Origin of the sequence: Nitrospirillum guanabarense, from assembly GCF_034653355.1 — a bacterium.
Lineage (GTDB): Bacteria > Pseudomonadota > Alphaproteobacteria > Azospirillales > Azospirillaceae > Nitrospirillum.
This window is the reverse complement of sequence record NZ_JAYEER010000001.1, coordinates 1232569-1254907: the sequence shown is the minus strand read 5'-3', so window position 1 is coordinate 1254907 and position 22339 is coordinate 1232569. Positions and strand designations below refer to the sequence as shown.

Here is a 22339-nt window from a genome sequence, read left to right as displayed (position 1 = left end):
TTCTGCAAACGATGTTTAGTTGCGTTCTAGAGTAAATTCTGCGCCGTTCGGGGGTGGGTGGAAATGGAGTTTTGCCGCAATAAACAGGACTTTTCGGCGGACTGAGGACAGCCACCTCAGGAAGGCTCGTTGCCAACCTCGCGGCGGAATTGCAGCGGCGTCGTTCCATGGCGCAGGCGGAACAAACGGGAGAAATAGCTGGCATCCTCATAGCCGAGGAGGGCGGATATCTCGATCACCGAATGGCTGGTGAAGGCAAGAAGGCGGCGCGCCTCGCGCATCGAGCGATCGAGCAGCATCCCCTTGGGGGAGACTCCGCCAGCGCGCCGGCACAATTTGCTCAGCCGGCTCTCGGTTAGGGCCAGTTCATCGGCATACCAGGCAAGCGGACGCTGCTCGGCGAAATGGGCCTCGACCAGATCGCCGAACCGGCGAAACAGCAGCTGGTCATGGCGGTGCTGGCTATTGTCGGCAGATGGTCCTGTGCCGCTTTCCAGCCGTAGGACCGCGACCACGATCAGCGTGGCCAGTGCCTCGGTAACCGCGATCATGCACGGGCCGGGCGCCTGGATCTCGCCCCGCAAGGCTCGGAACAGCCGCTGCACCTCGCGCCCGCGCCGCCACGCCCCATTCTCGCCAAGTGGCAGGAAACGCGGCTGCATAGCCTCGCCCTGGCCGATCGTCTCATCCCGATCCAGCGCCTCGAGCACCAGCGACCGGTCGATCGTCACCACATGGCCCTGCAACTCATCATCGATATGGAAAGCGTGCGGCACCGAGGGCGGCGTGAAAAACAGCACGGGCGCCTCGGCGCGATAGGCGACGCCATCCAGGCGAAGGTCGAGACTTCCCGTTTCGATCAGATGGATCTGGAAGCCGCGATCATGGCGGTGCGGCGCCGGATCGCGGCCGAAGATCCCAGCCAGACGGTTCAGCGTGCCATATTGCAGCCGTCCTGCCGCCTGCGGCCCCAACTCAACCTGTGACATGTCGATGTCCGGGATGGTCATCTCATTCCTCAACCGGGTTTCGCCGCACCAGCACGGCGGATGCCGCACCAGCACCGGCCGGGATCGGCAGCAGGGTGATCAGCATCTGCGAGGGGAGCATGCCCGCACCGAGCAAAGCGCGGCAATGAATGGGCCGACCGCCGAGCCGGTGCGTCCGAAGGCGACGGCAACGCCGACATCGGTGCCGCGTAGACGCATGGGATAAGCGCTGGGGGCAAGGGCGTAAAGGATGGCCTGGGTGTCGGCGACCGAGGCGCCGAGAGCGCCGCCGCTGACGAGGCAAACCGCAAGGACCGGCGGCACCGAGGCAACGAGGCACACCGACGCCAGGGTCACCGCATAGGCCGACACCACCACCAGCCAGCGCCTCCGGCCACTATCCATCATGCGTCCGGTCAAGGCACTTCCGGCGGCCCCCCACAGATTGAAGGCGATCTGGACCAGAGCCGCGTAGGGACGGCTCAGGCCACGCCCCACCAACAGGGAGGGCAGCCAGCTCAGCAACACATACACGGTGACCAGCGCCAGAAAGAAGGCGAGCCAGCGATATCATCGCGCCTCGGCGAATCCGCGGCGTGTTCTCGGCTACCAGCGCGGGCAGGTTGGGCAACGCGCCGCCCAGGCCGACGCCGGTCAGGAAGCGCGCGGTCACGAGTTCCATGATGTCGTTGGAAAAGCCGGCCAGCAGCGAGAACGACCCGAGCATCGCGATCGAGCGGAGGAGGCTGGTCTTGCGCCCGTGCCGGTCTGACAACCGTCCGCCAATCACCGCGCCCAGCATCAGCCCGAAAGTGCTGGCGTAAAAGAACCCGCCCGAGTTGCCCTGGCGCGATACCGAGCGACCGCATAAGCCGGGGAGCGGCGACGCCGGCCGACTGCAGATCGACGCCCTCGAACATCGCGGCGAACAGGCAGAGCCCGACCACCCAGCGGTTGGACCGTTCCCTGGAAACCACCCTGTGCAACGGCCCCTCCCGCTCATTTTTCCCAAGATAGTCGAATCCCCGGCTCGACAGCATTTACTTATCATGTTAAGTATTATTTGTCACCACGAGGGGATGCTGCCGTCATGGCCGAAAAACCCGCTTACCCACCGCTCAGGATTGATGGCACGGTCTATGGGGTAGCGCTCAACAACCGCAACGAAATCGCTTGCCTAGCCACGTCATTCGCCGCCGCGCCCTATAAGGAACCGCCGCAGGCGCCTGTGCTCTACGTCAAACCTCTCAATACCCATCTCGCCCATGGCGGCGTGGTGTCGATACCGGCCGAAATCCCCGAGATCGAACCGGCGGCCGCCATAGCCATCATCTTCGACCGGGATACCAGCCGGGTAAGCGAGGCCGACGCGATGTCGCACGTCGCGGGCTACACGCTGGCGCTGGATTTGTCCCGGCCCACGGACAGTTATTACCGCCCCCCGATTGTCGAGAAATGCCGCGATGGCTTCCTGCCGATAGGGCCATGGCTGGTGCCGGCTGGCGATATTGGCGATCCACTCTCGTTGTCGGTCAGCCTCGAGGTCGACAGCGTCGCAATGGGAGATCTTTGTCTGCGGGATCTGGCCCGCCCTGTGTGGCGGCTGATCGCCGACATCAGCGACTTCATGACCTTCCGGCGCGGCGACGTGCTGTTGACCGGCCTCACCCCGCCCGGTGCGCGCGCCCGGGTCGGCTCCAGCATCTCCGCTGTGGCGACCGGTCTCGGTCGGCTCGATTGCACCATCGCCCTGGAGAAATCGGTATGAAACGTGCCCGGATCGCTTGGCACGGAGCCATTCACGCCGCCACGGTCAATGACGATCTGGCCAGCTTCACCCTGGCAGATGGCCGAAACGTTCCGGAAGCCGAAGTCGTCTGGCTGCCGCCTGTCGAGCCACGTACCAGTTTCGCACTCGGCTTGAACTACGCCGATCATGCCGCCGAACTGGCGTTCAAGGCGCCGGACAAGCCGCTCATCTTCTTGAAGGGACCTAACACCTTCGTCGGCCATAAAGGGTTCAGTCGCTGCCCCGCAGACGTAAAGCAGATGCACTTCGAATGCGAACTGGTGGTGGTTATCGGCCGGCAAGGCAAGAAGATCCGCCCCGAACAGGCCTATGACCATGTCGCCGGCTATACTGTCGCCAATGATTACGCGCTGCGGGAATACCTGGAGAATTACTACCGGCCCAATCTCCGGGTGAAGAACCGCGACTTCTGCACGCCGCTCGGGCCTTGGCTGGTCGAGCGCGACGATGTGCCCGATCCGATGAACCTCAACCTGCGCTCGCTGGTGAATGGCGAGGTGGCGCAGAGCGGCAACACCAAGGACATGGTTTTCGACATCCCCACTCTAATCGCCTACATCTCCGATTTCATGACCATCTCGTCCGGCGATATGATCCTGACCGGAACGCCGCAGGGGGTGCGCTATCTGGTGCCCGGCGACGAGGTGATCACCGAGATTGACGGCATTGGCAGCCTCTCGAACAGGATCATCCGGGCATGAGCCTCTATTATCTGCAAAAGCTGCTCTATACGCTGAACCGCGATCCCAAGGCACAGACACGCTTCCGCAAGGAACAAGACGCGTTTCTGGCCGAGTTCGATCTCGATGCCGAAGAGGCGGCGGCGCTACGCTCCCACGATATCGGCAAGCTCTATGTGCTAGGGGTCAATGGCCAGATCCTCATGCATTTCGCCGCCTTCTGCGGCATCGCTTGGGCCGATTATCTGCAAATGATGCGCGACGGCATCCGCCTGTACGGGCCGGTGCGCGCCGGGGTCTACACCATGACCACCGGATTGGACGAAAAGGTGGCGGGAATATGAGTTTGGTCTTCGCCGGCGTCTGCAGCCACGCCCCCGGTATCACCGCTCGCGCGGAAATGGCCGACCCCAAAGTTCGCGATCCCTTCTATCGCAGTCTGGAGGGCATGCGCGAGCAATTGGAAGCCGCTCACCCCGACGCGCTGATGGTGGTGGCGGCCGAGCATTTCGGCAATTTCTTCATGAACAACATGCCTGCTTTCGCCGTCGGCATGGCCGATTACTACGAAGGCCCGATCGAGGACCCGCACTGGCTGAAGATCGAACACCGGCGGATTCCCGGCAATGCCGAACTGTCTCGCCGCCTGATCACGGGCTTGCTCGACACGGTGGACGTCGCCTATGCCGAGGAATGGAAATTCGACCACGGCATCTCGGTGCCGCTGCATTTCCTCACCCCACGCTATGACCTCGCCATCATCCCGGCCAATATCAATTGCCAGGGACCGCCGCTGACCCCGCTGCACCGCGCGTGGGCGTTCGGCGAAGCGATCCGCAGGGCGGCCGACGCCCTGCCCGAACGCATCGCCCTGATCGGCACCGGCGGTATCTCGCACTGGCCGGCTACGCCGGATTCGGGACGGATCAACGAAGCGTGGGACAGCGACTTCCTAGATCGCTGGAGCCGCAATGATCGGGCGGCGATGACCTCCTATACCAATGAGGAAACCTATCGCGATGGTGGCCAAGGCGGCTTCGAGATTCGCACCTTCCTCAGCGTGGCCGCCGCCGCCCGCGGAAAAGGCGAGGTGCAGTTCTACGCGCCGATCCCGATCTTCGCCGTCGGCTGCACCGTCGGCGTCATGTCGATCGTCTGAGGGGGGGACGTCTTGGCTCACTGTATCGTCGAATATACCGACAATCTGGGGGTAGAGGCCGATATTCCCGGCCTTTTGCACAAGATCGCCGCGAAATTCCGTGATTCGGATGGGGTCTTTCCGATCGGCGGCATCCGCGTCCGCGCCCTCCGTCTGACCGAGTATGTCATCGCCGACGGACGGGAAGACGACGCCTTCGTCAACGCCACGGTGAAGATGGGCGCCGGCCGCGAGCCGGAGTTCAAGAAGCGCTTCTTCGGCGAGATGTTCGAGATCATCAAGGCGCATTTCGCCCAGCTCTACGCCAAGCGCTATCTGGCGCTGACCCTCTATGTCGAGGAGGCCGACGAAAACGGCTCCTTCAAGCAGAACAACCTTCACCTACGGTTCAAGAAATGAGCCTCGACAAGGACACCATCCGTCAACTCGCGCATAGGCTCGACCAGTCCGAAAAGAACCGCCGGCAAATCCGCCAATTCTCTCTCGATCATCCGGCCATGACGATCGAGGACGCCTATGCAATTCAAGATGAATGGGTGAAGATGAAGATCGCCGAGGGCCGCAAGCCGATCGGCCACAAGATCGGCCTGACCTCGCGCGCGATGCAGCGCTCGTCGAACATCACCGAGCCGGATTACGGCCTACTGCTGGACGATATGCTGTTCAAGGACGGCTTCGATATTCCCTTCGAACGCTTCATCGTGCCGCGCGTCGAAGTCGAGCTGGCCTTCATCCTAAAGGACCGGCTTTCCGGCCCGAATTGCACCATCTTCGATGTGCTGAACGCCACCGACTATGTGATGCCCGCCATCGAGATCATCGATGCCCGCATCCAGCAAATCGACCCCGAGACCAAGGTCACCCGCAAAGTGTTCGATACCATCTCGGACAACGCTGCCAACGCCGGCATCGTCCTAGGCGGCCGGCCGGTTCGCATCGACAGCGTCGATTTGCGTTGGGTTTCGGCGATCCTCTATCGCAACGGCGTGGTCGAAGAATTGGGTGTCGCCGCCGCGGTGCTCAACAACCCGGTCAACGGCCCGGCTTGGCTGGCCAACAAGCTCCATCCCTATGACGTGACCCTGGAACCGGGAGAAATCATTCTCGGTGGCTCATTCACCGCGCCGGTACCGGCCCGTCCGGGGAACTCCTTCCATATCGATTACGGCCCCCTCGGTTCGATCAGCGTCCGCTTCACGGAGACCGGCAAGTGAACCTGTTCAAACAGGCGTTGAAGGAGGGGAAGGTGCAGATCGGCCTGTGGGCCAGCTTCGCCGATCCGTATCCGACCGAGATCGCCGCCAATGCAGGCTTCGATTGGCTGGCGATCGATTGCGAACATGCCCCCAACGATCTGCGCACGGTTCTGGCCCAATTGCAGGCCATGGCCGGCACGCAGGCGCAGCCCGTCGTGCGCCTGCCGATTGGCGATCCCGTGCTGATCAAGCAATATCTCGATATCGGTGCCCATACGCTGCTTGTACCCGTGGTGGAAAGTGCGGAGCAGGCGGCGATGCTGGTCGCGGCCACCCGTTATCCTCCACAGGGATTCCGCGGCGTCGCTACGGGACGCGCCTCGCGCTGGGGCAAGGTAAAGGATTATCTTGCCAACGCCGGTGACGAGGTCTGCCTGCTGGTTCAGGTCGAGACACGAAAGGGCCTCGACAATCTCGCCGCAATCCTGAGAGTCGAGGAAATAGACGGTGTCTTTATCGGTCCATCCGACTTGGCGGCATCGCTCGGTCATCTCGGCAATCCGGGGCATCCGGACGTGATTGCCGCCATCGAGACCGCCATCACCGTGGTCCGGGCGGCCGGCAAAGCCGCCGGGATCCTGACCGCAGACAATGCGCTGGCCCAAGCCTATATCGACAAAGGCGTCACTTTCTGTGCCGTCGGTGTGGATACGCTGATGCTGTCCAATGCCGCCATGGCGTTGGCGCGCAAGTTCAAACCCGACCTGGCGCCGGCGCCAGTGCAGAAGCCCGGCGCGACTTACTAATAATCGTCGCGCCGAATGCGCAGAGGCTATAGGCCCCCTAAGCAGACATATTTGATTTCAAGGAATTCCTCGATACCATAGGCTGAACCCTCGCGACCAAGGCCTGATTGCTTGATGCCGCCGAACGGCGCCTCGGCGGTGGAAATCAGGCCCGTGTTGACCCCGACCATGCCATATTCCAGCGCTTCGGCGACCCGCCAGACACGCCCCAGATCACGCGCGTAGAAATAGGAGGCCAAGCCAAATTCCGTGTCGTTGGCCTGGGCTATGACGTCGGCCTCGTCGGTGAAGCGGAACAGGGGCGCCACCGGGCCGAAAGTCTCCTCGCGCGCCACGGCCATGCCACGAGTCACCTCGGTCAGCACTGTCGGCTCGAAGAAGCGGCCGCCCAGCTCGTGCTTCTTGCCGCCAAAGGTCACCTTGGCCCCTTTGCCTACCGCGTCGGCGACATGCTCCTCGACCTTGGCCACCGCGGCCTCGTCGATCAGCGGGCCGAGATCGGTACCGTCGGCGAAACCGTCACCGACCTTAAGCTTGGCGACAGCGGCCGTCAGCTTGGCGGCGAAGGTGTCGTAGACCTTGTCCTGCACATAGAGCCGGTTGGCGCAGACGCATGTCTGACCGTTATTGCGGAACTTGGCGATCAGGACTCCATTGACCGCCTCGTCGAGGTCAGCGTCATCGAAGACGATGAAGGGGGCATTGCCGCCCAGTTCCAGCCCCATCTTTTTGATCGTCGGCGCACTTTGCTTCATCAGCAGGGCGCCGATTTCGGTAGAGCCGGTGAAAGTGATCTTGCGCACCGCCGGGCTGGCGGTCAGTTCGCCGCCGATCTCGCTGGCCGAGCCGGTGACGACGCTGAACAGACCGGCGGGCAGGCCGGCGCGCTCGGCCAGGACAGCCAGGGCGATCGCCGAAAAGGGGGTCTGCGCGGCCGGCTTCAACACCATGGCGCAACCGGCGGCGAAAGCCGAACCGGCCTTGCGGGTGATCATCGCATTAGGGAAGTTCCAGGGCGTGATGGCCCCCACCACCCCGATCGGCTGTTTAAGCACCATCAGCCGGCGATCGCCGGTCGGGGCGGGGATGACGTCGCCATTGATACGGCGGGCCTCCTCGGCGAACCATTCGACGAAGCTGGCGCCATAAGCGACCTCGCCCTTGGCTTCCGTCAGCGGCTTACCCTGTTCGGCGGTGAGGATACGCCCCAGATCGTCCTGGTTGGCCATCATCAACTCGAACCAGCGGCGCAGGATCTGACCGCGCTCCTTAGCCGGCCGCGCCGCCCACGGGCGTTGCGCGCGGGTGGCCGCGGCGATGGCTTCCTCGGTCTCGACGGCGCCCAGCTTCGGCACCAGGCCGATCGCCGCGCCGGTCGAGGGGTTCTTGACCATAATGGCGCGGGCCGGGTCTGCTTCGACCCAGCGTCCGCCTACCAGGGCCGCCTGGCGGAGCAGCGATGGGTCCTTCAGGGCGATCATGGCTTATTCCCGATCTTCGGCACCTTGTGACTGTCGAAGGCGACCGCGATGTTCTTGGTCTCCATATAGAACTCGAAGGAATAATCCCCGCCGTCGCGGCCGATGCCGCTATTCTTGACGCCGCCGAACGGGGTGGGCAGATGGCGGACATTCTCGGAATTCACCCACACCATGCCGGCTTCGAGATCACGAGCGACCCGGTGAGCACGGCCCACATCGCGGGTCCAGATATAGCCGGTCAAGCCGTAGCGAACGTCATTGGCGATGGAGACGGCCTCGGCCTCGTCCTCGAAGGGCATGGCGGTCAGCACCGGCCCGAAGATCTCTTCCTGAGCGACGCGGTAGCTGTTCCTGGCCTGAGTGTACAAGGTCGGCTGCACGTAGTTGCCCGCTCCATCCATGGCACGCTCGCCGCCGGCGGCGACGGCGGCGCCATCGGCTTTAGCATGGCCGACATAGGACAACACCTTTTCGGCGTGGCGCGGATGGATCAGTGGCCCCATCTCGGTGGCGGGATCGAGCGGGTCTCCGACGGTGATCTTTTTGACGCGCTCGGCCAGCCTGTCGGTGAAGCTGTCATAGATCGAAGCCTGTATCAGCGCTCGGCTCGATGAGGTGCAGCGCTCGCCATTGAGGCTGTAGATCATGAACAGCACGGCGTCGAGCGCACGGTCGAGATCGGCGTCGTCGAACACGATCACCGGATTCTTGCCGCCCAGCTCGAAATGGACCCGCTTCAACGTCGCGGCGCCCTGGCGCATGATGTGTGATCCGGTAGTGGTCTCGCCAACGAAGGCAACCGCCTTGATCGCCTCGTGCTCGGTCAGGGTCTTGCCGGCTTCCTCACCAAGTCCATGCACCAGATTGACGATGCCGCCCGGCAGGCCCGCCTCGACGAAGACGCCATTCATGATCTCAGCCAGCAGCACCGCCGAGAGCGGGCTCCATTCGGCCGGCTTGTGCACGATGGTGCAGCCGGCAGCCAAAGCCGGCGCGATCTTCCAGGTCGACAGCATGAAGGGCGTGTTCCACGGTGTGATCACGCCAATGGGGCCGATGGGCTGGCGGATGGTGTAGTTGATATGGTCCTGGTCTGGCAGCGATTGGCCGTCCGAGGCGCCCGGTGCGCGATCGGCGAAAAAGCGGAAATTCTCGGCGCCGCGTAGCGCGGCCTTGGCCATGTAGCGGATCGGCTGGCCGGTGTCGGATGATTCGACCAGCGCGATCTCCTCGGCCCGCGCCTCGATGCGATCGGCGATCTCATGCAGCAATTCACGGCGCCGTGCACCGGGAACACGCGACCACACTTTGAAAGCGGCCTCGGCGGCACGCGCCGCTTGGTCGATCTCCTGAGCGCCACCTCGGGCGATCTGGCCCAGCACCGAATTGTCGGTCGGGCGAAGATTGTCGAAGGTCGCCTTGGAGCCCTGCGCCTCACCCGCGATCAGATGCAGGGCGGGCCCTTTGCGGAACCGTTCGAGATAGGTTTCGGCCAACTCGCGGTTGCGAGCGGCATCGGTCGGCGCGCTGCTCATGGCTTGTCTCCAGATTGCTTCTCAAATATATTTAACATGATAAGTAATTTCCCGAGCGGCGATCTGTCAAGGATTCACTGTCCTATTCGCGCTTGGATGACTCGTCGAAATCGAATTGGTCGGAAATGGACGGACCTTCATTGAGGTCGCCTTCGAGATCCTTGAGCAATTGCAGCAGGGTCTGCAGCCGCTCCGCCCCCAAACGGGCGGTCAACTGGCCGTAGATCGCCTCGGAATAGCCACCGACATCGGCCAGCAGTTCGGCTCCCTCAGGGGTTACCGAGACCAGGAATTGCCGCATGTCTTCGGCCGAGGTGCGCCTTTTCACGAGACCGCGCCGCTCGAGATCCTGCAGGATGCGCGAGAACTCGATGCCAGCAGATGGGTCGCCCCAGCCAGCGCGGTGACTTCCAGCTCGGCATTCTGCAGAGCACGCAGCACCCGCCATTGCTGCTCGGTTATCCCGAAATGCCGCAACGCCGGCCGGAAATGCCGCATGACAGCCTCCCTCGCCCGCAGCAAAGCCATGGGCAAAGATTTGGAGAACGGGCGCAAACGTCCGCGCGGAGGCGCGACAATATGATCGGTCATGCAGATAATCCAAGGACTGAAGAAAGAATTGTTGCCATGTTAAGCGAATTCCGTCACAGATGAAACTCGACATTGATCTGCCCGCTGCCGCTGGACGGGAAATAGTCGCAAAGGATCTCGGCCCTGCCCTGATAGTTATCCCGGCCCAGGAGGCCAAACAGCATTTGGGTATCGGCCATCAGCGCCCCGTCGTTGCATTTGGTGGTATAGTCCGGCAGCAGCCGCACGAATTCTCGGAAGCGGCCGGTGCGCCACAATTCGACCACGCGCAGATCCATCTGTCGGCTGAATTCCGGCGGGTCGCAATCCCATTGGTCGTCGCCGACCTGTGAATTGGGCACCAGCTTGTGAGACAGCGAGCCGCTGGCCAGTACTGCAACGCGATAAAGCGACGTTTCGATAACGCGGCGCAAGACGGCGCCGAATTTGCGGTTCTCCTCGATGGTGGCGAAGAGCGGTACCGCTACCGGTAGCACCTTGGCCCAGCTTCCTGCATTCATGTAATGCATCGGGACGATTGTGCCATATTCCAGTGGCAAGGACTCAACTCGGTGCCCCATCACCTCGAGCCCGACCTTCTCGCTTCTTCGGCGATCAAGTCGGCCACATGTAAATCGGCGCGATCAAATGACCCCGCTGAGTCCAATAAAATCAATCCGTTGCTGTGCCGATCAGCGTCCAAACCGCATGCCGATTTATAGTCCTCGAAATCATCGGACCCGATGAAAGTTGGCGCCTGCACACACCGCGTCTAATGGGGCGACCGCCCGAAGCGTCATCGGTCAGGCCGCCGGCTGGTGAATCCGGACGGTCGTCGCGTCACGCAGCCAGTAGGCCAGCCCGGCGCCGAGCAGCGCGGCAATCCCGGCCATAACGAATGGCGCCTGCGGCCCGAGACGATCGGCGACGAGGCCCACAGCCACCGGGGCTACGAAGCCGCCCGCCAGCTCGCCGAACCCCATGATTAACCCCATAGCCGCAGCCGCGGCTGCGGGCGGGGCCGTCTCCGACGGGACGATTGCCATGACCAACGGCAGGCACCCGGCGCCGGCACCCATAATGAGGCCACTGAGCGCCAAGGTGGTAAAGGTCTGGCCGGGCAGTGCTGCACAAAGCGGTGATACGGCGGCAAGCACCGCGCCGGTGATGATGACGCGGCGGCGCCCGAACCGATCGGACAAGGCTGGAAGCGCGATGCCGCCAATCAGGCCCGACATGCCGCGCAAGCTCAGTTGCAAGGCCATTTCGCCGGGGCTGAATCCCAGTTGCGACATCATGTAGCCTGGCAGGAATGTCATCTGCACCATCAGCCACATCACCATCAGCACCGTTGCCGCCAGGCAAAGCTGGATGTTCCGTTCCCCGATATAACGCAGAGCGGGCGCCAAGCCGGCCCGTGCCGCCGCTTGGGGCGGATCGCGCCTGACCAGTAAGACGATCATCGCCGCAAGAACCAGCCCCGGCAATGCAGACGCCATCAGCGCGTTGCGCCAGCCCCAGGCGACCGCCATCGCGACCACGCCCACCGGCGCTACGATATAGGCCAGCAGGCCGCTGCCAAGGTTCTGCAGCAATCCCATGTTCAGGCCCCGCCGAGCAGGCGTGGATTCGCTGGCCATCATGGCTTGGGCGATCGGCAGGATCGGGCCCTGCGCCGCGCCCATCAGCAGGCGCATCCCCATCAGCGCGCCGAACGAGGAGGCAAGACCCGATGCAAGACCTGCGAATGTGAACACCAGGGTCAGTCCGACCAGCAAGGCTCGACGCCGGCCTGTCCTGTCAGCCAGCCCACCGATTACATAGCCGGAAATCGCCCAACTCAACGCCAGGGCTGATACCAGAAGTCCAGCCTCAGCATTGTTGAGCCGCAGGTCAGCCACCACGAAGGGGAGAGCGTAGTTCAGGGCAAGCCGGTTCCAGAACACCATCCCGAAACTTGTGCAAAGCACGGCGAGAAGGATGTTCTCATAACGAGTTGAATGACCTTGCCCGGTGGCTGGTGTTAACGTGCTCATCGCTCAGTCTCCTGCCGCGGGTAGCAACTCGCCCAGAATGGGGCGGATGGGTGGGAGGGTGTCGACACTTGAGATTTTCGCCGGCGCCTTTCGCCAATCACGCGGCCAGCGATAAGCATCGTTGGGTCCCCATTTTGGGATATCGCTCGGATGCGGCAGGCTCGGCGGCTTAGCTCAGTTAGGGCGCCGTGGTAGCGATCAGTCCGGCATGCCCATGTGGGCGCCGCCATCGATAACGATCTGTTCGCCGGTGACGAAGCTGGATGCCTCGGAAGCGAGGAACAGGGCGAGGCCGGTCATGTCTGCCGGCTTGCCGATGCGGCCGAGTGGCACCGCGCGGGCGAAAACCTCCTGGATCTTGGGGTCCTGTATGTAGCCATCGCCAATGTTGGTGAGGAAAGGTCCCGGCGCGATCGCATTGACGCGAATGTTGTGCTTGGCCAGTTCCAGCGCCGCATTGCGCATGAGGTGTGCAGCGCCAGCCTTGGTGGCCATGTAGGCCGCGCCGATGGCCGCCTCGTTGGCGAACGCGGCGATCGAGGTGGTGACGATGATCCGCCCGCGCCGCTGTGGCTTCATGTTGCGGGCAGCGGCCTTGAGCGTGCTGAACACCGAGTTGAGATTGACCTCGATGACCCTGTCCCACCGGGCGTCGGCATAGTTCTCCAGCGCGAATTCCTCGGGCCGGGTGCGATCGTTGCTCCCGATCGTGCCGGTGACGAAGCCCGGCCCGGGATCAATCCCGGCATTGGCGAAGACTACGTCGAGCCGGCCATAGAGCGCCGTCGTCTCGTCGAAGGCCTGATGCAGCGCGGGCCGGTCGGTCACGTCGAGCCGGACGCCGCGCACATCGTAACCCAGGCCGGAAAGCCGCTCGACCTGCGCGGCAAGGGTCGTCTCATTCATATCCATCAGGGTCACGCGCGCGCCATTGGCGGCAAGCGCCTCGGCAAAGCCCAGGCCCAGCCCGCTAGCCCCGCCGGTTACGATGACGCCGAGTCCGCGGACGTCAAAAATGTCGCTGCTGTTCAAGATTCTAATCTCTCGAGTGTGCTGGTTCGACCAAGATAGAGCGGGAGATCTGCCGGTCCGGCATCGTTGACCTAGGCCTTACCGAAGGTGGGCGTGATCGAGACGCCGTTGCGGACGGAATAGCCGATCTAGCGCGCCACGCCGTCGCAGGCGGTTCGAGGTCATGCCAGGCGGTCCGCCAGATGCCTCGCTGCGACGATCGCCTCTCGGCGGCGCTCCTCGAAGAACAGACGGCCCTCGTCGGGAGCCTGGTCCCGTGGGAAGGCGGCTAGAATTGCGTCGAACTCAGCGCGCACCTCGTCAACGAACTCGCCATGCGAAAAGATCCACGGCTTGTTCGCGCGGATGCCCTCGAGCGCGCAACGGCCGGCTTCAAGGGGGTCCATACCGGCATCGCCAGGATTGACTCCGCCCTGCATTCGGCTGGTTTCGGGCAGGCCGGTAGTGCCCCGCACTGCTTCGGGGATCAGCGTTTCGGCGGAGAGATGGAGGTCGCTGCGGACCAGTCCGGGGCAGAACATGGACACGCCGATGCCATGCGCGGCCAACGCCAGCCGCAACGAATCCGACAGGCCCCGCACCGCAAATTTGAGCGTGGTGTAGGTGCCGCCCGGCGATGGCAGCGGCAGGATCCCGGCCATCGACGAGGTGTTGACGATGTGTCCGCCATCGCCATGAGCCTTCATGCCGGGGAGAAAGGCGAAGATCCCGTTCATCACGCCTGTCAGGTTCACCGAAACCAGCCAGTCCCATTCCTCGGGACCGACCTCGTCGATCGAGGTCTGGCCGATGACGCCAGCGTTGTTGCACAGCAGGTGGACGTTGCCGAAACGCCTAGTCACGTCCTTCGCCGCCGCCAGCATCGCGGCCCGGTCACTGACGTCGACCGGGATGGCCAACAACCGGTCTGCTGCACCGAGGCGATCACCGGCGTCGGTCAGCTTGTCTATTCGCATGTCGGCAATGGCGACGTTCATCCCGGCGTCGAGAAAGGCTCGCGCCATCCCAAAGCCGATCCCGCTGGCGCCGCCGGTGACAAATGCAGTCTTGTTCGCTAGATCACGCATAGTTCAAATCCTAGAAGTTCTTGTCGCGCATGATGCTCCGGATAGGCGGGATAAACGGCATTCCCTGCAGCAATCGGAACACTGTCTTCAGCCATTACGGGTTCGACCGGCGCCTTCCTCAAGCCAGAACTGGCGCAGGATGTCCTCCACAACCTTATCGGCAGGGCCTTCACCGGAGATTCTTTAAGGGAGAACTGGATGTTATCTTCGTTTCTTTATCCCCACGTCGATGCGCAGCCTTCTTGAGCTACAACCTCAAATCCGTGCCATTGGCGCCGACGAGGGGCAGCTTGTTCGAGTTGGGCGCGTCGCTGCGGATTGACCTTTGCCCACGCTGGTTGCGCCTGCCGGGCAGCGGTCAGTTCGTCTTGTCCACCCAGCCCGACGCGCGCCTGCACCTCGCCGGTGTTCGGGTTGCAGACATCGGCGAAGCGGGTCGACGCAGTCGCGCCAAATCCCGAGATGAAATGTTCGATGGTACGCATTTGCTCTCAGAGCCCATCAGATAGGAAAATGACCGGCCTGGGTCTCGATGGTAATCCAGCGAAGCTCGGTGAAGGCGTCGATCCCGGCCTTGCCGCCGAAGCGGCCGTAGCCGCTCGCACCGATGCCGCCAAACGGCATCTGCGCTTCGTCGTGCACCGTCGGACCATTGATGTGGCAAATGCCCGATTTGATCCGCCGCGCGACCTTCAAGCCTCGAGCTGTGTCGCGAGTGAAGACCGCCGCCGACAAACCATAGTCGCTGTCGTTGGCGATCGCGATCGCATGCTCCTCGTCGCGCGCCCGGATCATCGCAGTCACCGGGCCGAAACTCTCGTGGCTATACAGCTTCATGTCCCTGGTGACGTTGTCGACGACCGCCGCGTGCATCAGCACGCCATCGCACGGCGCCGTCTCACCCGCTAGAAGCGAAGCGCCCTTGCCGACCGCGTCGTCGATGAGTTCGCCGACCCAGTCGATCGTCTTGCGATCGACCACGGCGCCCAGCGGCGAGGTGCCCTGGCGCGGGTCCCCAGCCGTCAAGCCAGACACCTTCTCCCGGAATTTGGCGGCGAACGCGTCGGCGACAGCGTCGACGACGATGATCCGCTCGGTCGACATACAGATCTGGCCCTGGTTCATGAACGCGCCGAACGCGGCAGCCTTCACGGCTTCGTCCAGATCGGCGTCTTCCAGCACCAGCAAGGGGGCTTTGCCGCCCAGCTCCAGCAGGCAGGGCTTCAGATGCTCGGCGGCGCGCTTGGCGATGATCTTGCCAACGTGCGTGGACCCGGTGAAATTGATGCGCCTGATTTCCGGATGGTCGATCAGCGCGCCGACGATCTCAGCGGCATCGGACGGCGCATTCGTGACGATCGACACCGCGCCCTTCGGCAGCGCCTCGTCGAACGCCTCGGCGATCAGGCTGTGCGTGCGCGGACACTGTTCGGATGCCTTCAGCACCACTGTGTTGCCGCACGCGAGCGGAGTTGCGACGGCACGCACGCCCAGGATGATCGGTGCGTTCCAGGGGGCGATGCCCAACAACACCCCCACCGGTTCGCGCAACGCCATGGCGATGCAGCCCGGCTTGTCCGACGGGATAACCTCGCCCCCGATCTGGGTCGTCAGGGATGCCGCCTCGCGGATCGTGCCGGCGGCGAGCATCAGGTTGAAGCGTGCCCAGCCTTCGGTCGCGCCGATCTCGCTCATCATCGCCTCGACGAACTGGCCGGCGCGCAATTCCAGCGCGACCGCTGCGTCGTCGAGGGCGGCACGACGCGCGTTCGGGCCGAGTGCGGACCATGCCGGGAACGCTTCCGCCGCGGCTGCGACAGCCGCGTTCGCGTCGTCCACGGTCGCTGCATGCATGGTCGTGGCGACGTCGCCGGTCACAGGGTTGATGCGGGTAAACGTGCTCATCGTCTCACTTTCAGGCAAGGGGCAGGTCGTGCGGCGTCGCCCAAACGCCGTGCACCTGGTAGGCATTGCGGAACGGCAGAATGACGCGGGCCAGTTCCGTCATCGCCGCCGCGTTCAGGATCACGATCTCGGTGCGCAGTTCGATCAAATTGTGCGCGGTTCCAAGCAGGAAGCCGTCACCCTCCGCCGCATCAGCGCTGCGCGGCACGAACACGGGCTCCTGGAGCACATGGCCCGGCCCGACGAAGTAGGGCAGGATTGTTCCCTCGATGACGTCGAACCGCCCGTAGCAGTTCACCGGACTGAGCCGCGGATCGTCCGGGAGGGCGGCGTGAAACGGACGCTCGGGATCGGCATACTGAACCCAGATGTAGCGGTGCTGCTGCGCAATGAAGCGGTCGTCGATGCGGGTGAAGCTCGTTACGTCGCGATCGAACAGCACTTCTTCCTTGGCCTCCGTGCTGTTGCCGAGCAGGTCGAACGTGACCCGGCGGATCGTGAAGCTGTTCATGGTGAAGGCGCCACCATCGACATCCTCGAACCACGGCCATGTGTTCCCATCGGCGATCGGCGCGTCCATGTAGACGCGCTCGCCATCGTTCCAGGCATTCGCCGTATGGACGATCGAGCGCTCGGGCCCGTGGAACCAGCGAATCTCCGCGGCCGTACCGCCACGCGGGATGATCGCGTAATAGGACGGTTGCTTGGCATCCCACGCCCAGTGCGGCCGTCCCGCCTCGAGCCGCTCTGCGCTAGTGACGCATCCGCCGCCGGGGATGACGATATAATCCTTGGTCAACGCCATGTCGTGCAGCATCGTCGAGTAGGGCACCTGAAAGTCGAGCTGCCAGGTGATCTTGCCGTCGCGGTCGAACGAGGCGACATGGACGTCGGTACTGGCGAGGCCGGTCGCCTCGTAGCCGTAGGAAATCGTCTCGCCGGTCGCTGGATCATATTTGGGGTGCGCGGTGAAGGTTTGGCTCTGCCAACTGCCGCCAAAATCGGTCGACCCTAAAGTCTCCAGGCTGTTGGGATCGATCTCGTAGGGGAGGCCCTCTTCCTTGGTGGCGTAGAGCCTGCCGCCCAGCACCACTGGTGTCGTGTTGGCGCTCGTCCGCAGGTGCGGGTTCTCGGGATCGCGAACCTCGGGATCATCCGTGTACGGATTGCGATAATAGCCGTAGAGTTGCGCGCGCGCCGCGATCTGGTTCAGATAGCGATCGGTCTTCACATAGCGGCCGCGATAGTCGACCGACCCGGCCCGGAAGCGCAACATGCTGATATAGCCATCGGCCGACAGGCTGGCTTCGTCCTTGAACTTCGGCGCATAGATCCAGTCGCCGTGCATGCGATAGAAGGCACCTTCGAGTTCAACCGGGATCGTGCCGGTGACGATGCAGTCGAACACGTCCGCCTCGAAACGGGTCGGTGCGAAGAAACCTGTCAGCTTATGGGTTAGCGAGAAATCAGCCATCTTCTCTTTTCCTCAACGCGCTGTGGTCCGCGCTTTCATGATCAACACCGCGCCGTTTCCATGTTCTCGACTGCAGCGGCGTGGCGGGATTCTTTTCAATCCTGATTTACAAGCGACCGGTCCCGGTTGATGTCGGGGTTTAGATGCTCATGCGGCGGTCGCCAGTGCATGCGGCTTCAACTGGATGTTGCCGGTGACGACCTGGCCGAAAAATACGGGGTCCAGTGGGTGGAAGGCGTAGCTGGTCTGGACATCGATGACGTAGGGCTTTTGCGAAGCGAGACCACGCTTGAAGGCTTCGCTGATCTCTTCGGGCTTGGTGATGCGTTCGCCGTCGCAGCCATAGGATTTGGCGACCACGGAAAAATCGACGTTCGAGACAGTCGTCCCCCAGTTGGGGTTTCGGAACACGAAGTCCTGAAGGGGCTTGTAGCAGCCCCAGCAACTATCGTTGAACACGAACATGATCACCTTGATCCCCAGTCGCGCCGCAGTCTCCATCTCCTGGCCCGTCAGTCCCGCCGAACCATCGGCGCTGATGACGACGACGAGCTGATCGGGGCCGGCGGCAACTTTCGCGCCGATCGCCATGGGCAGGCCTGCGCCCATATGGCCCATGCCGCTCTCGAACTTGGCGCGGCCGGGCTGATCCGCATCAATGAACGTCATTGCCCAGGATGAGGTCTGCCCCCCGTCGAGACAGGCGATGGCGTCCTTGGGGAGAATGCGTGCCAGTTCGCGCATGAAGGCGGGCGTCGCGATCGGCGACCCATCATCGGGTCGTGCATCGGCTAGACTGTTGACGCTATCGAGATAGGTTTTACGTACGTCACTCAGGCTTGGCAGCCAAGACGAATTGATCGATAAGGAATCGCTTCCGAGCAACGCGTTGATGGCAACGAGCGTCTCCCGCGCGTCGCCCAACAGGCCGAGGGCGACGGGGGCGTTCTTGCCGATCATCTCGTAATCGATGTCGACCTGGATGATTTTCTGTCCGTCGACACCAATGACTGCGGGCGGCTTGGCGACCGGCGTCCAACTCCCGAACTTGCAGCCGACTGCAAGGATGACATCGGCGTTCCGTCCAGCCTCGATGACAGCATGGCCGGCGTGCCAGCCAGGGCTTCCGATGTAGCCGGCACTGTTGGGATCGATGACGCCCCAGCCTTGCACCGTGCTGATTGCCGGGAAGCCGGTTCGATCCGCGAGCATTCGAAAGGCTTGCGTTCCACCCGAACGCACCACGCCGCCTCCCGCGACAAGCAGTGGTCGTTTTGCCCCCCGCAGCAACTTCACCACTTCGTCTAATTCGCCTTTCGATGGCACCGGGCGGGGCGGCAGGGCTGCGGGGATGGCATCGAGATCATAGGTGACCTCCATGGCAGACACATCGACAGGAAGATCGAGATGGACGGGGCCGGGGCGGCCCTGGCGCGCCATCCTGATGGCGCGTTCGATCAGTTCGCCCGCGCGAGACGGCTCCCTGATCATCGCGCTCCATTTCGTGACCGGCTTGAACAGCGCAATCTGGTCCACGCACTGGAGCATGTCGACATAGGGGTCGAGCATCCACAAAGGATTGTCAGGGGTGAGCACCAGCATGGGTATGTTGTCTGCCCATGCCGCCGCTACACCGGGCAGCAGGTTGGTAGCGCCTGGTCCAACCGTTCCGAAGCACACGGCCATCTCGTTGTTGGGGATTGTCGCTCCATGCGCCATATGCCCGGCGCACTCCTCATGGCGTGAGGTCACGTACGTGAAGTACGGATCCTTGCTCACGCCGTCCATGAAGATGCCAAGCTGGGCAGACGGCAGGCCGAAAACTCGCTTCACCTCATATTTCTTGAGCAATGCAATGATGAGGCCGCTCACGGTGGTCGTAATCTTATTTGCCATGTGTGCTGAACCCTAAAAATAAGGGAAGGAGTTACTCCACCAACGTTAAGGAGACTGGATGCACGATCCATAGCGAAAATCACCTAATGCTGTGACGAAACCAGAATAGTGATCGGCCCAATGCGGATTTGATCTATGGATCAATGCGTGGATCCCATCGCCAGACCTCGGGAACCGTAGGTATTTTTCGCTATCTCGTTTCTCGCTCACCCTTGTTAGGTAACGTGCGAACGAAGTGCGGCTGACTGTCTCAAGGATGGCGGCTGCCTCAATAAAGGGGAGGCTTTGCATGGGCGGCTCACGATATCTTCTGCTTTTCAGCGCATCGGCTATCGCATTGGCGAACTGCGCGATGACATCGCCAGCTGCGGCGCAAGACGGTCAACCAGGTGGCGCGATCGTCAGCAATACAGACACGAACGATGCCGCCTCCGCCGAGATTGTCGAAATCATCGTGACTGCCCAAAAGCGCAGTGAACGCCTGCGGGACGTGCCGATGTCGGTCACTGCAGCCACCGCAGAAACCTTGGCGTCGCGCGGCATCAACAGCTCCGAGGATCTGGGCAAACTTGTTCCCGGGTTCTCGTTCCAGAAGACGCAGTTCGGCCTTCCGGTCTTCTTCCTGCGCGGCGTCGGCTTTTCCGACACCGCGCTGACGGCTAGTCCGGCGGTAACGGTTTATACCGATCAGGTGCCGCTCCCATACCTCCCGATGGCCAGAGGTGCCGTACTTGACATCGAACGCGTCGAAGTTCTCAAGGGGCCCCAGGGCACGCTGTTTGGCCAGAACTCCACCGGCGGCGCCATCAACTATATCGCGGCAAAGCCGACGGATTATCTGGCAGCCGGCACCACGTTGACCGTCGGCCGCTTCAGCCAGGTGGACGCCGAGGCATTTGTTAGCGGGCCGATCACGGACACTCTGTCCGCCCGCATCGCCGTTCGGCACGAGTATCAGGGTGACTGGCAGCGCAACCGCTTCAACGGAGACGAAAGCGGAGCGAAGGATTTCATCAACGGAAGGCTCATCGTCGATTGGCGCCCGAGTGAGCGCGCGACGTTCAGTCTGCAGGCCAGCGCGTGGAAAGACCGATCCAACTCGCAGCAGCCGCAGTTTGTCGGCTACGAGCCGAAAGATACCAGTCCATTGGCGCGCCCTGTCGACCCCCAGGTGCTCACCTACTCCACATCCCCCGACAATGCACGCATTGCCGGCTGGACGCCTGGGAAAGACTATCGTCAGAACAACAGACTACATCAGTTCGCGCTAAGCGGACAGATCGACATTAGCGACACAGTACGGCTTTCGTCGATAACTTCATATGGTCACTACGACGCGCACGGGTTGCAGGACATTGATAGCCTTGTGGAAGACTATATCGCTGTCACCATCGGCGGAACCATCAGGAACTTCAGTCAAGAGCTGCGCTTGTCGGGCGATCTTGGCGATCGCGTTAAGTGGATGATCGGCGGCAGTTACCAGGACGACAAGATCAACGAGAGGGTATTGTTCGCTCCGGACATCGACTCCTCCACGCATGTGGGTCCCTTCACGTTCGACTCGTTCGGCTTGCTGAACGACCAGAAGATCAAGACGAAGGGGGGCTTCGGCAGCCTGGACTACGAGCTCACCGACACGATCTCGCTTCAGGCGTCCGCCCGTTATTCGGATCAGAAGAGGCGCTTCCAGGGCTGCTCGGCCGACCTGCTCGGTACAGGCGAGTTCACCTCTGCATTCAGCCTCGGCTTCTTCCGTGATCTCAATGCGTTTCCGCCGGGCAGTTGCGTCCTGGTCTCGTCGACGACAGGAATGCCTTTGCCAGGCGGCAGCAAGAGCAACTTGAACGAGGACAATGTGCCGTGGCGCGCCGGCATCAGCTGGAAGCCGAGCAGCGCAACGACGCTCTACGCGAATATCACGAAGGGTTACAAAGCCGGCAGTTACCCGACCCTTCCGACGGCCTTTGACAACCAGTTGAACCCGGTGCCCCAGGAATTGGTGCTGGCGTACGAAGCGGGCGGCAAACTATCCCTGCTCGACCGTGCGGTCGACCTGGAGTTCGCCGGCTTCTACTACGATTATCGAGACAAGCAGCTTCAAGGCCTTGTAAGCGCGCCCCCGTTCGGCAATCTGCCAGCGCTCGTCAGCATTGCCAAATCGCGCATCGCGGGTGCGGAAGCGAATTTAACCCTTAATCCGGTCCAGGGATTCCGCATTACCGTCGGCGGTACCTATCTCAACACGAAGATCCTGCAAGACCCCGTGAATCCGACCGAACCGTTCGGCAACGTCGGAACATTTGTCGGCGAGACCTTCCCCTACACATCGACGTGGCAGGGCGTGGTCGATGCCGAGTATCGGTTCCACACGAGCGCAAATGCCAGCGTGTTTCTCGGCGCCACCGTGAATGGCCGTACGGGAACGAAGGGCGTGCTGTATACCAACGCAACCCCGGCGATCTCACAGTTCGAACGGCAGTATGACATCCCAGGGTACGCCTTGCTGGACCTGCGCGCCGGTATCGAGCTCGACCGCGAGCATCTTCGCCTCGAAGCCTGGGGGCGGAACGTCATGAACAAGTTTTATCTCGTCAACACCGTCCGCGGGAGTGACTACTCCAGTCGGTTCACCGGCATGCCGACAACCTACGGTCTCACGCTAAGGTGGCGGTACGACGCACGCTAACCAAGTCGGTGCTCCGC

The 22339-nt window shown here is 62.5% G+C and carries 20 protein-coding genes and 2 pseudogenes; 8 read left to right on the top strand and 14 right to left on the bottom strand.

What is annotated here, in order from left to right:
* Positions 1-116: 116 nt before the first annotated feature.
* The 3 genes and pseudogenes from UAA55_RS05180 to UAA55_RS31180 form a co-directional block, all read right to left on the bottom strand.
* On the bottom strand, positions 117-1010 hold the full coding sequence (locus UAA55_RS05180) for a helix-turn-helix domain-containing protein (protein ID WP_322951589.1): 894 nt from the start codon (positions 1008-1010) through the stop codon (positions 117-119).
* Between the two features lie 78 nt (positions 1011-1088).
* Positions 1089-1541, bottom strand: a pseudogene (locus tag UAA55_RS05175) (MFS transporter); the annotation flags it as partial.
* Positions 1540-1992: pseudogene (locus tag UAA55_RS31180) on the bottom strand (MFS transporter); the annotation flags it as partial. The pseudogenes UAA55_RS31180 and UAA55_RS05175, both read right to left, overlap by 2 nt.
* An 87-nt stretch (positions 1993-2079) precedes the next feature.
* Between UAA55_RS31180 and UAA55_RS05170 the strand changes: the two are divergent.
* Genes UAA55_RS05170 through hpaI form a run of 7 tightly spaced genes read left to right on the top strand, consistent with a single transcriptional unit; the run spans position 2080 to position 6640 of the window.
* Positions 2080-2757: a fumarylacetoacetate hydrolase family protein gene (locus UAA55_RS05170; RefSeq protein ID WP_322951588.1), complete on the top strand. Its 678-nt coding sequence runs from the start codon at positions 2080-2082 to the stop codon at positions 2755-2757.
* The gene (locus UAA55_RS05165; protein WP_322951587.1) at positions 2754-3500 is read left to right on the top strand and encodes a fumarylacetoacetate hydrolase family protein; all 747 of its coding nucleotides are present in this window, start codon (positions 2754-2756) and stop codon (positions 3498-3500) included. Before UAA55_RS05170 ends, UAA55_RS05165 begins: the two co-directional genes overlap by 4 nt.
* Positions 3497-3823 (top strand): hypothetical protein, encoded by a 327-nt coding sequence (locus UAA55_RS05160; protein ID WP_322951586.1) that lies wholly within the window; start codon positions 3497-3499, stop codon positions 3821-3823. The genes UAA55_RS05165 and UAA55_RS05160 overlap by 4 nt, the downstream gene beginning before the upstream one ends.
* A complete protein-coding gene (locus UAA55_RS05155) occupies positions 3820-4638 on the top strand; it encodes a DODA-type extradiol aromatic ring-opening family dioxygenase (protein WP_322951585.1) in 819 nt (272 codons plus the stop codon). Before UAA55_RS05160 ends, UAA55_RS05155 begins: the two co-directional genes overlap by 4 nt.
* A gap of 12 nt (positions 4639-4650) precedes the next feature.
* Complete coding sequence (locus UAA55_RS05150; RefSeq protein WP_322951584.1) at positions 4651-5037, top strand: 5-carboxymethyl-2-hydroxymuconate Delta-isomerase; 387 nt, start codon at positions 4651-4653, stop codon at positions 5035-5037.
* Complete coding sequence (gene hpaH / locus UAA55_RS05145) at positions 5034-5852, top strand: 2-oxo-hept-4-ene-1,7-dioate hydratase (protein ID WP_322951583.1); 819 nt, start codon at positions 5034-5036, stop codon at positions 5850-5852. Before UAA55_RS05150 ends, hpaH begins: the two co-directional genes overlap by 4 nt.
* Positions 5849-6640, top strand: a complete 792-nt coding sequence (gene hpaI / locus UAA55_RS05140; RefSeq protein ID WP_322951582.1) for a 4-hydroxy-2-oxoheptanedioate aldolase — start codon at positions 5849-5851, stop codon at positions 6638-6640. The genes hpaH and hpaI overlap by 4 nt, the downstream gene beginning before the upstream one ends.
* A gap of 26 nt (positions 6641-6666) precedes the next feature.
* Here the strand turns inward: hpaI and UAA55_RS05135 are convergent, their stop codons facing one another.
* The 11 genes from UAA55_RS05135 to UAA55_RS05085 all read right to left on the bottom strand — a co-directional run bounded on the left by UAA55_RS05135 (position 6667) and on the right by UAA55_RS05085 (position 19636).
* On the bottom strand, positions 6667-8121 hold the full coding sequence (locus tag UAA55_RS05135) for an NAD-dependent succinate-semialdehyde dehydrogenase (RefSeq protein WP_322951581.1): 1455 nt from the start codon (positions 8119-8121) through the stop codon (positions 6667-6669).
* Positions 8118-9656 (bottom strand): 5-carboxymethyl-2-hydroxymuconate semialdehyde dehydrogenase, encoded by a 1539-nt coding sequence (gene hpaE / locus UAA55_RS05130; protein WP_322951580.1) that lies wholly within the window; start codon positions 9654-9656, stop codon positions 8118-8120. The genes UAA55_RS05135 and hpaE overlap by 4 nt, the downstream gene beginning before the upstream one ends.
* Before the next feature lie 82 nt (positions 9657-9738).
* Positions 9739-10320, bottom strand: coding sequence for a MarR family winged helix-turn-helix transcriptional regulator (locus UAA55_RS05125; protein ID WP_322951579.1), 582 nt, complete (start codon positions 10318-10320; stop codon positions 9739-9741).
* Positions 10301-10786: a DODA-type extradiol aromatic ring-opening family dioxygenase gene (locus UAA55_RS05120; RefSeq protein ID WP_322951578.1), complete on the bottom strand. Its 486-nt coding sequence runs from the start codon at positions 10784-10786 to the stop codon at positions 10301-10303. Before UAA55_RS05120 ends, UAA55_RS05125 begins: the two co-directional genes overlap by 20 nt.
* 243 nt (positions 10787-11029) lie before the next feature.
* Positions 11030-12262: an MFS transporter gene (locus tag UAA55_RS05115; RefSeq protein ID WP_322951577.1), complete on the bottom strand. Its 1233-nt coding sequence runs from the start codon at positions 12260-12262 to the stop codon at positions 11030-11032.
* Positions 12263-12460: 198 nt separating this feature from the next.
* Entirely contained in the window at positions 12461-13294 is an 834-nt protein-coding gene (locus UAA55_RS05110; protein WP_322951576.1) for an SDR family NAD(P)-dependent oxidoreductase, read from the bottom strand.
* 161 nt (positions 13295-13455) lie between these two features.
* Entirely contained in the window at positions 13456-14361 is a 906-nt protein-coding gene (locus tag UAA55_RS05105) for an SDR family oxidoreductase (RefSeq protein WP_322951575.1), read from the bottom strand.
* A gap of 215 nt (positions 14362-14576) precedes the next feature.
* Positions 14577-14846 carry a hypothetical protein gene (locus tag UAA55_RS05100; RefSeq protein ID WP_322951574.1) on the bottom strand — a complete coding sequence of 90 codons (270 nt, stop codon included), beginning with the start codon at positions 14844-14846 and terminating at the stop codon, positions 14577-14579.
* Between the two features lie 16 nt (positions 14847-14862).
* Positions 14863-16266 (bottom strand): aldehyde dehydrogenase, encoded by a 1404-nt coding sequence (locus UAA55_RS05095; protein ID WP_322951573.1) that lies wholly within the window; start codon positions 16264-16266, stop codon positions 14863-14865.
* A 10-nt stretch (positions 16267-16276) separates the two neighbouring features.
* Positions 16277-17740 carry a carotenoid oxygenase family protein gene (locus tag UAA55_RS05090; protein WP_322951572.1) on the bottom strand — a complete coding sequence of 488 codons (1464 nt, stop codon included), beginning with the start codon at positions 17738-17740 and terminating at the stop codon, positions 16277-16279.
* A 147-nt stretch (positions 17741-17887) separates the two neighbouring features.
* Entirely contained in the window at positions 17888-19636 is a 1749-nt protein-coding gene (locus UAA55_RS05085) for a thiamine pyrophosphate-binding protein (protein WP_322951571.1), read from the bottom strand.
* Positions 19637-19925: 289 nt separating this feature from the next.
* Here UAA55_RS05085 and UAA55_RS05080 point away from each other — a divergent pair, with 289 nt between their 5' ends.
* Entirely contained in the window at positions 19926-22322 is a 2397-nt protein-coding gene (locus UAA55_RS05080) for a TonB-dependent receptor (protein ID WP_322951570.1), read from the top strand.
* The last annotated feature ends 17 nt before the right edge of the window (positions 22323-22339 follow it).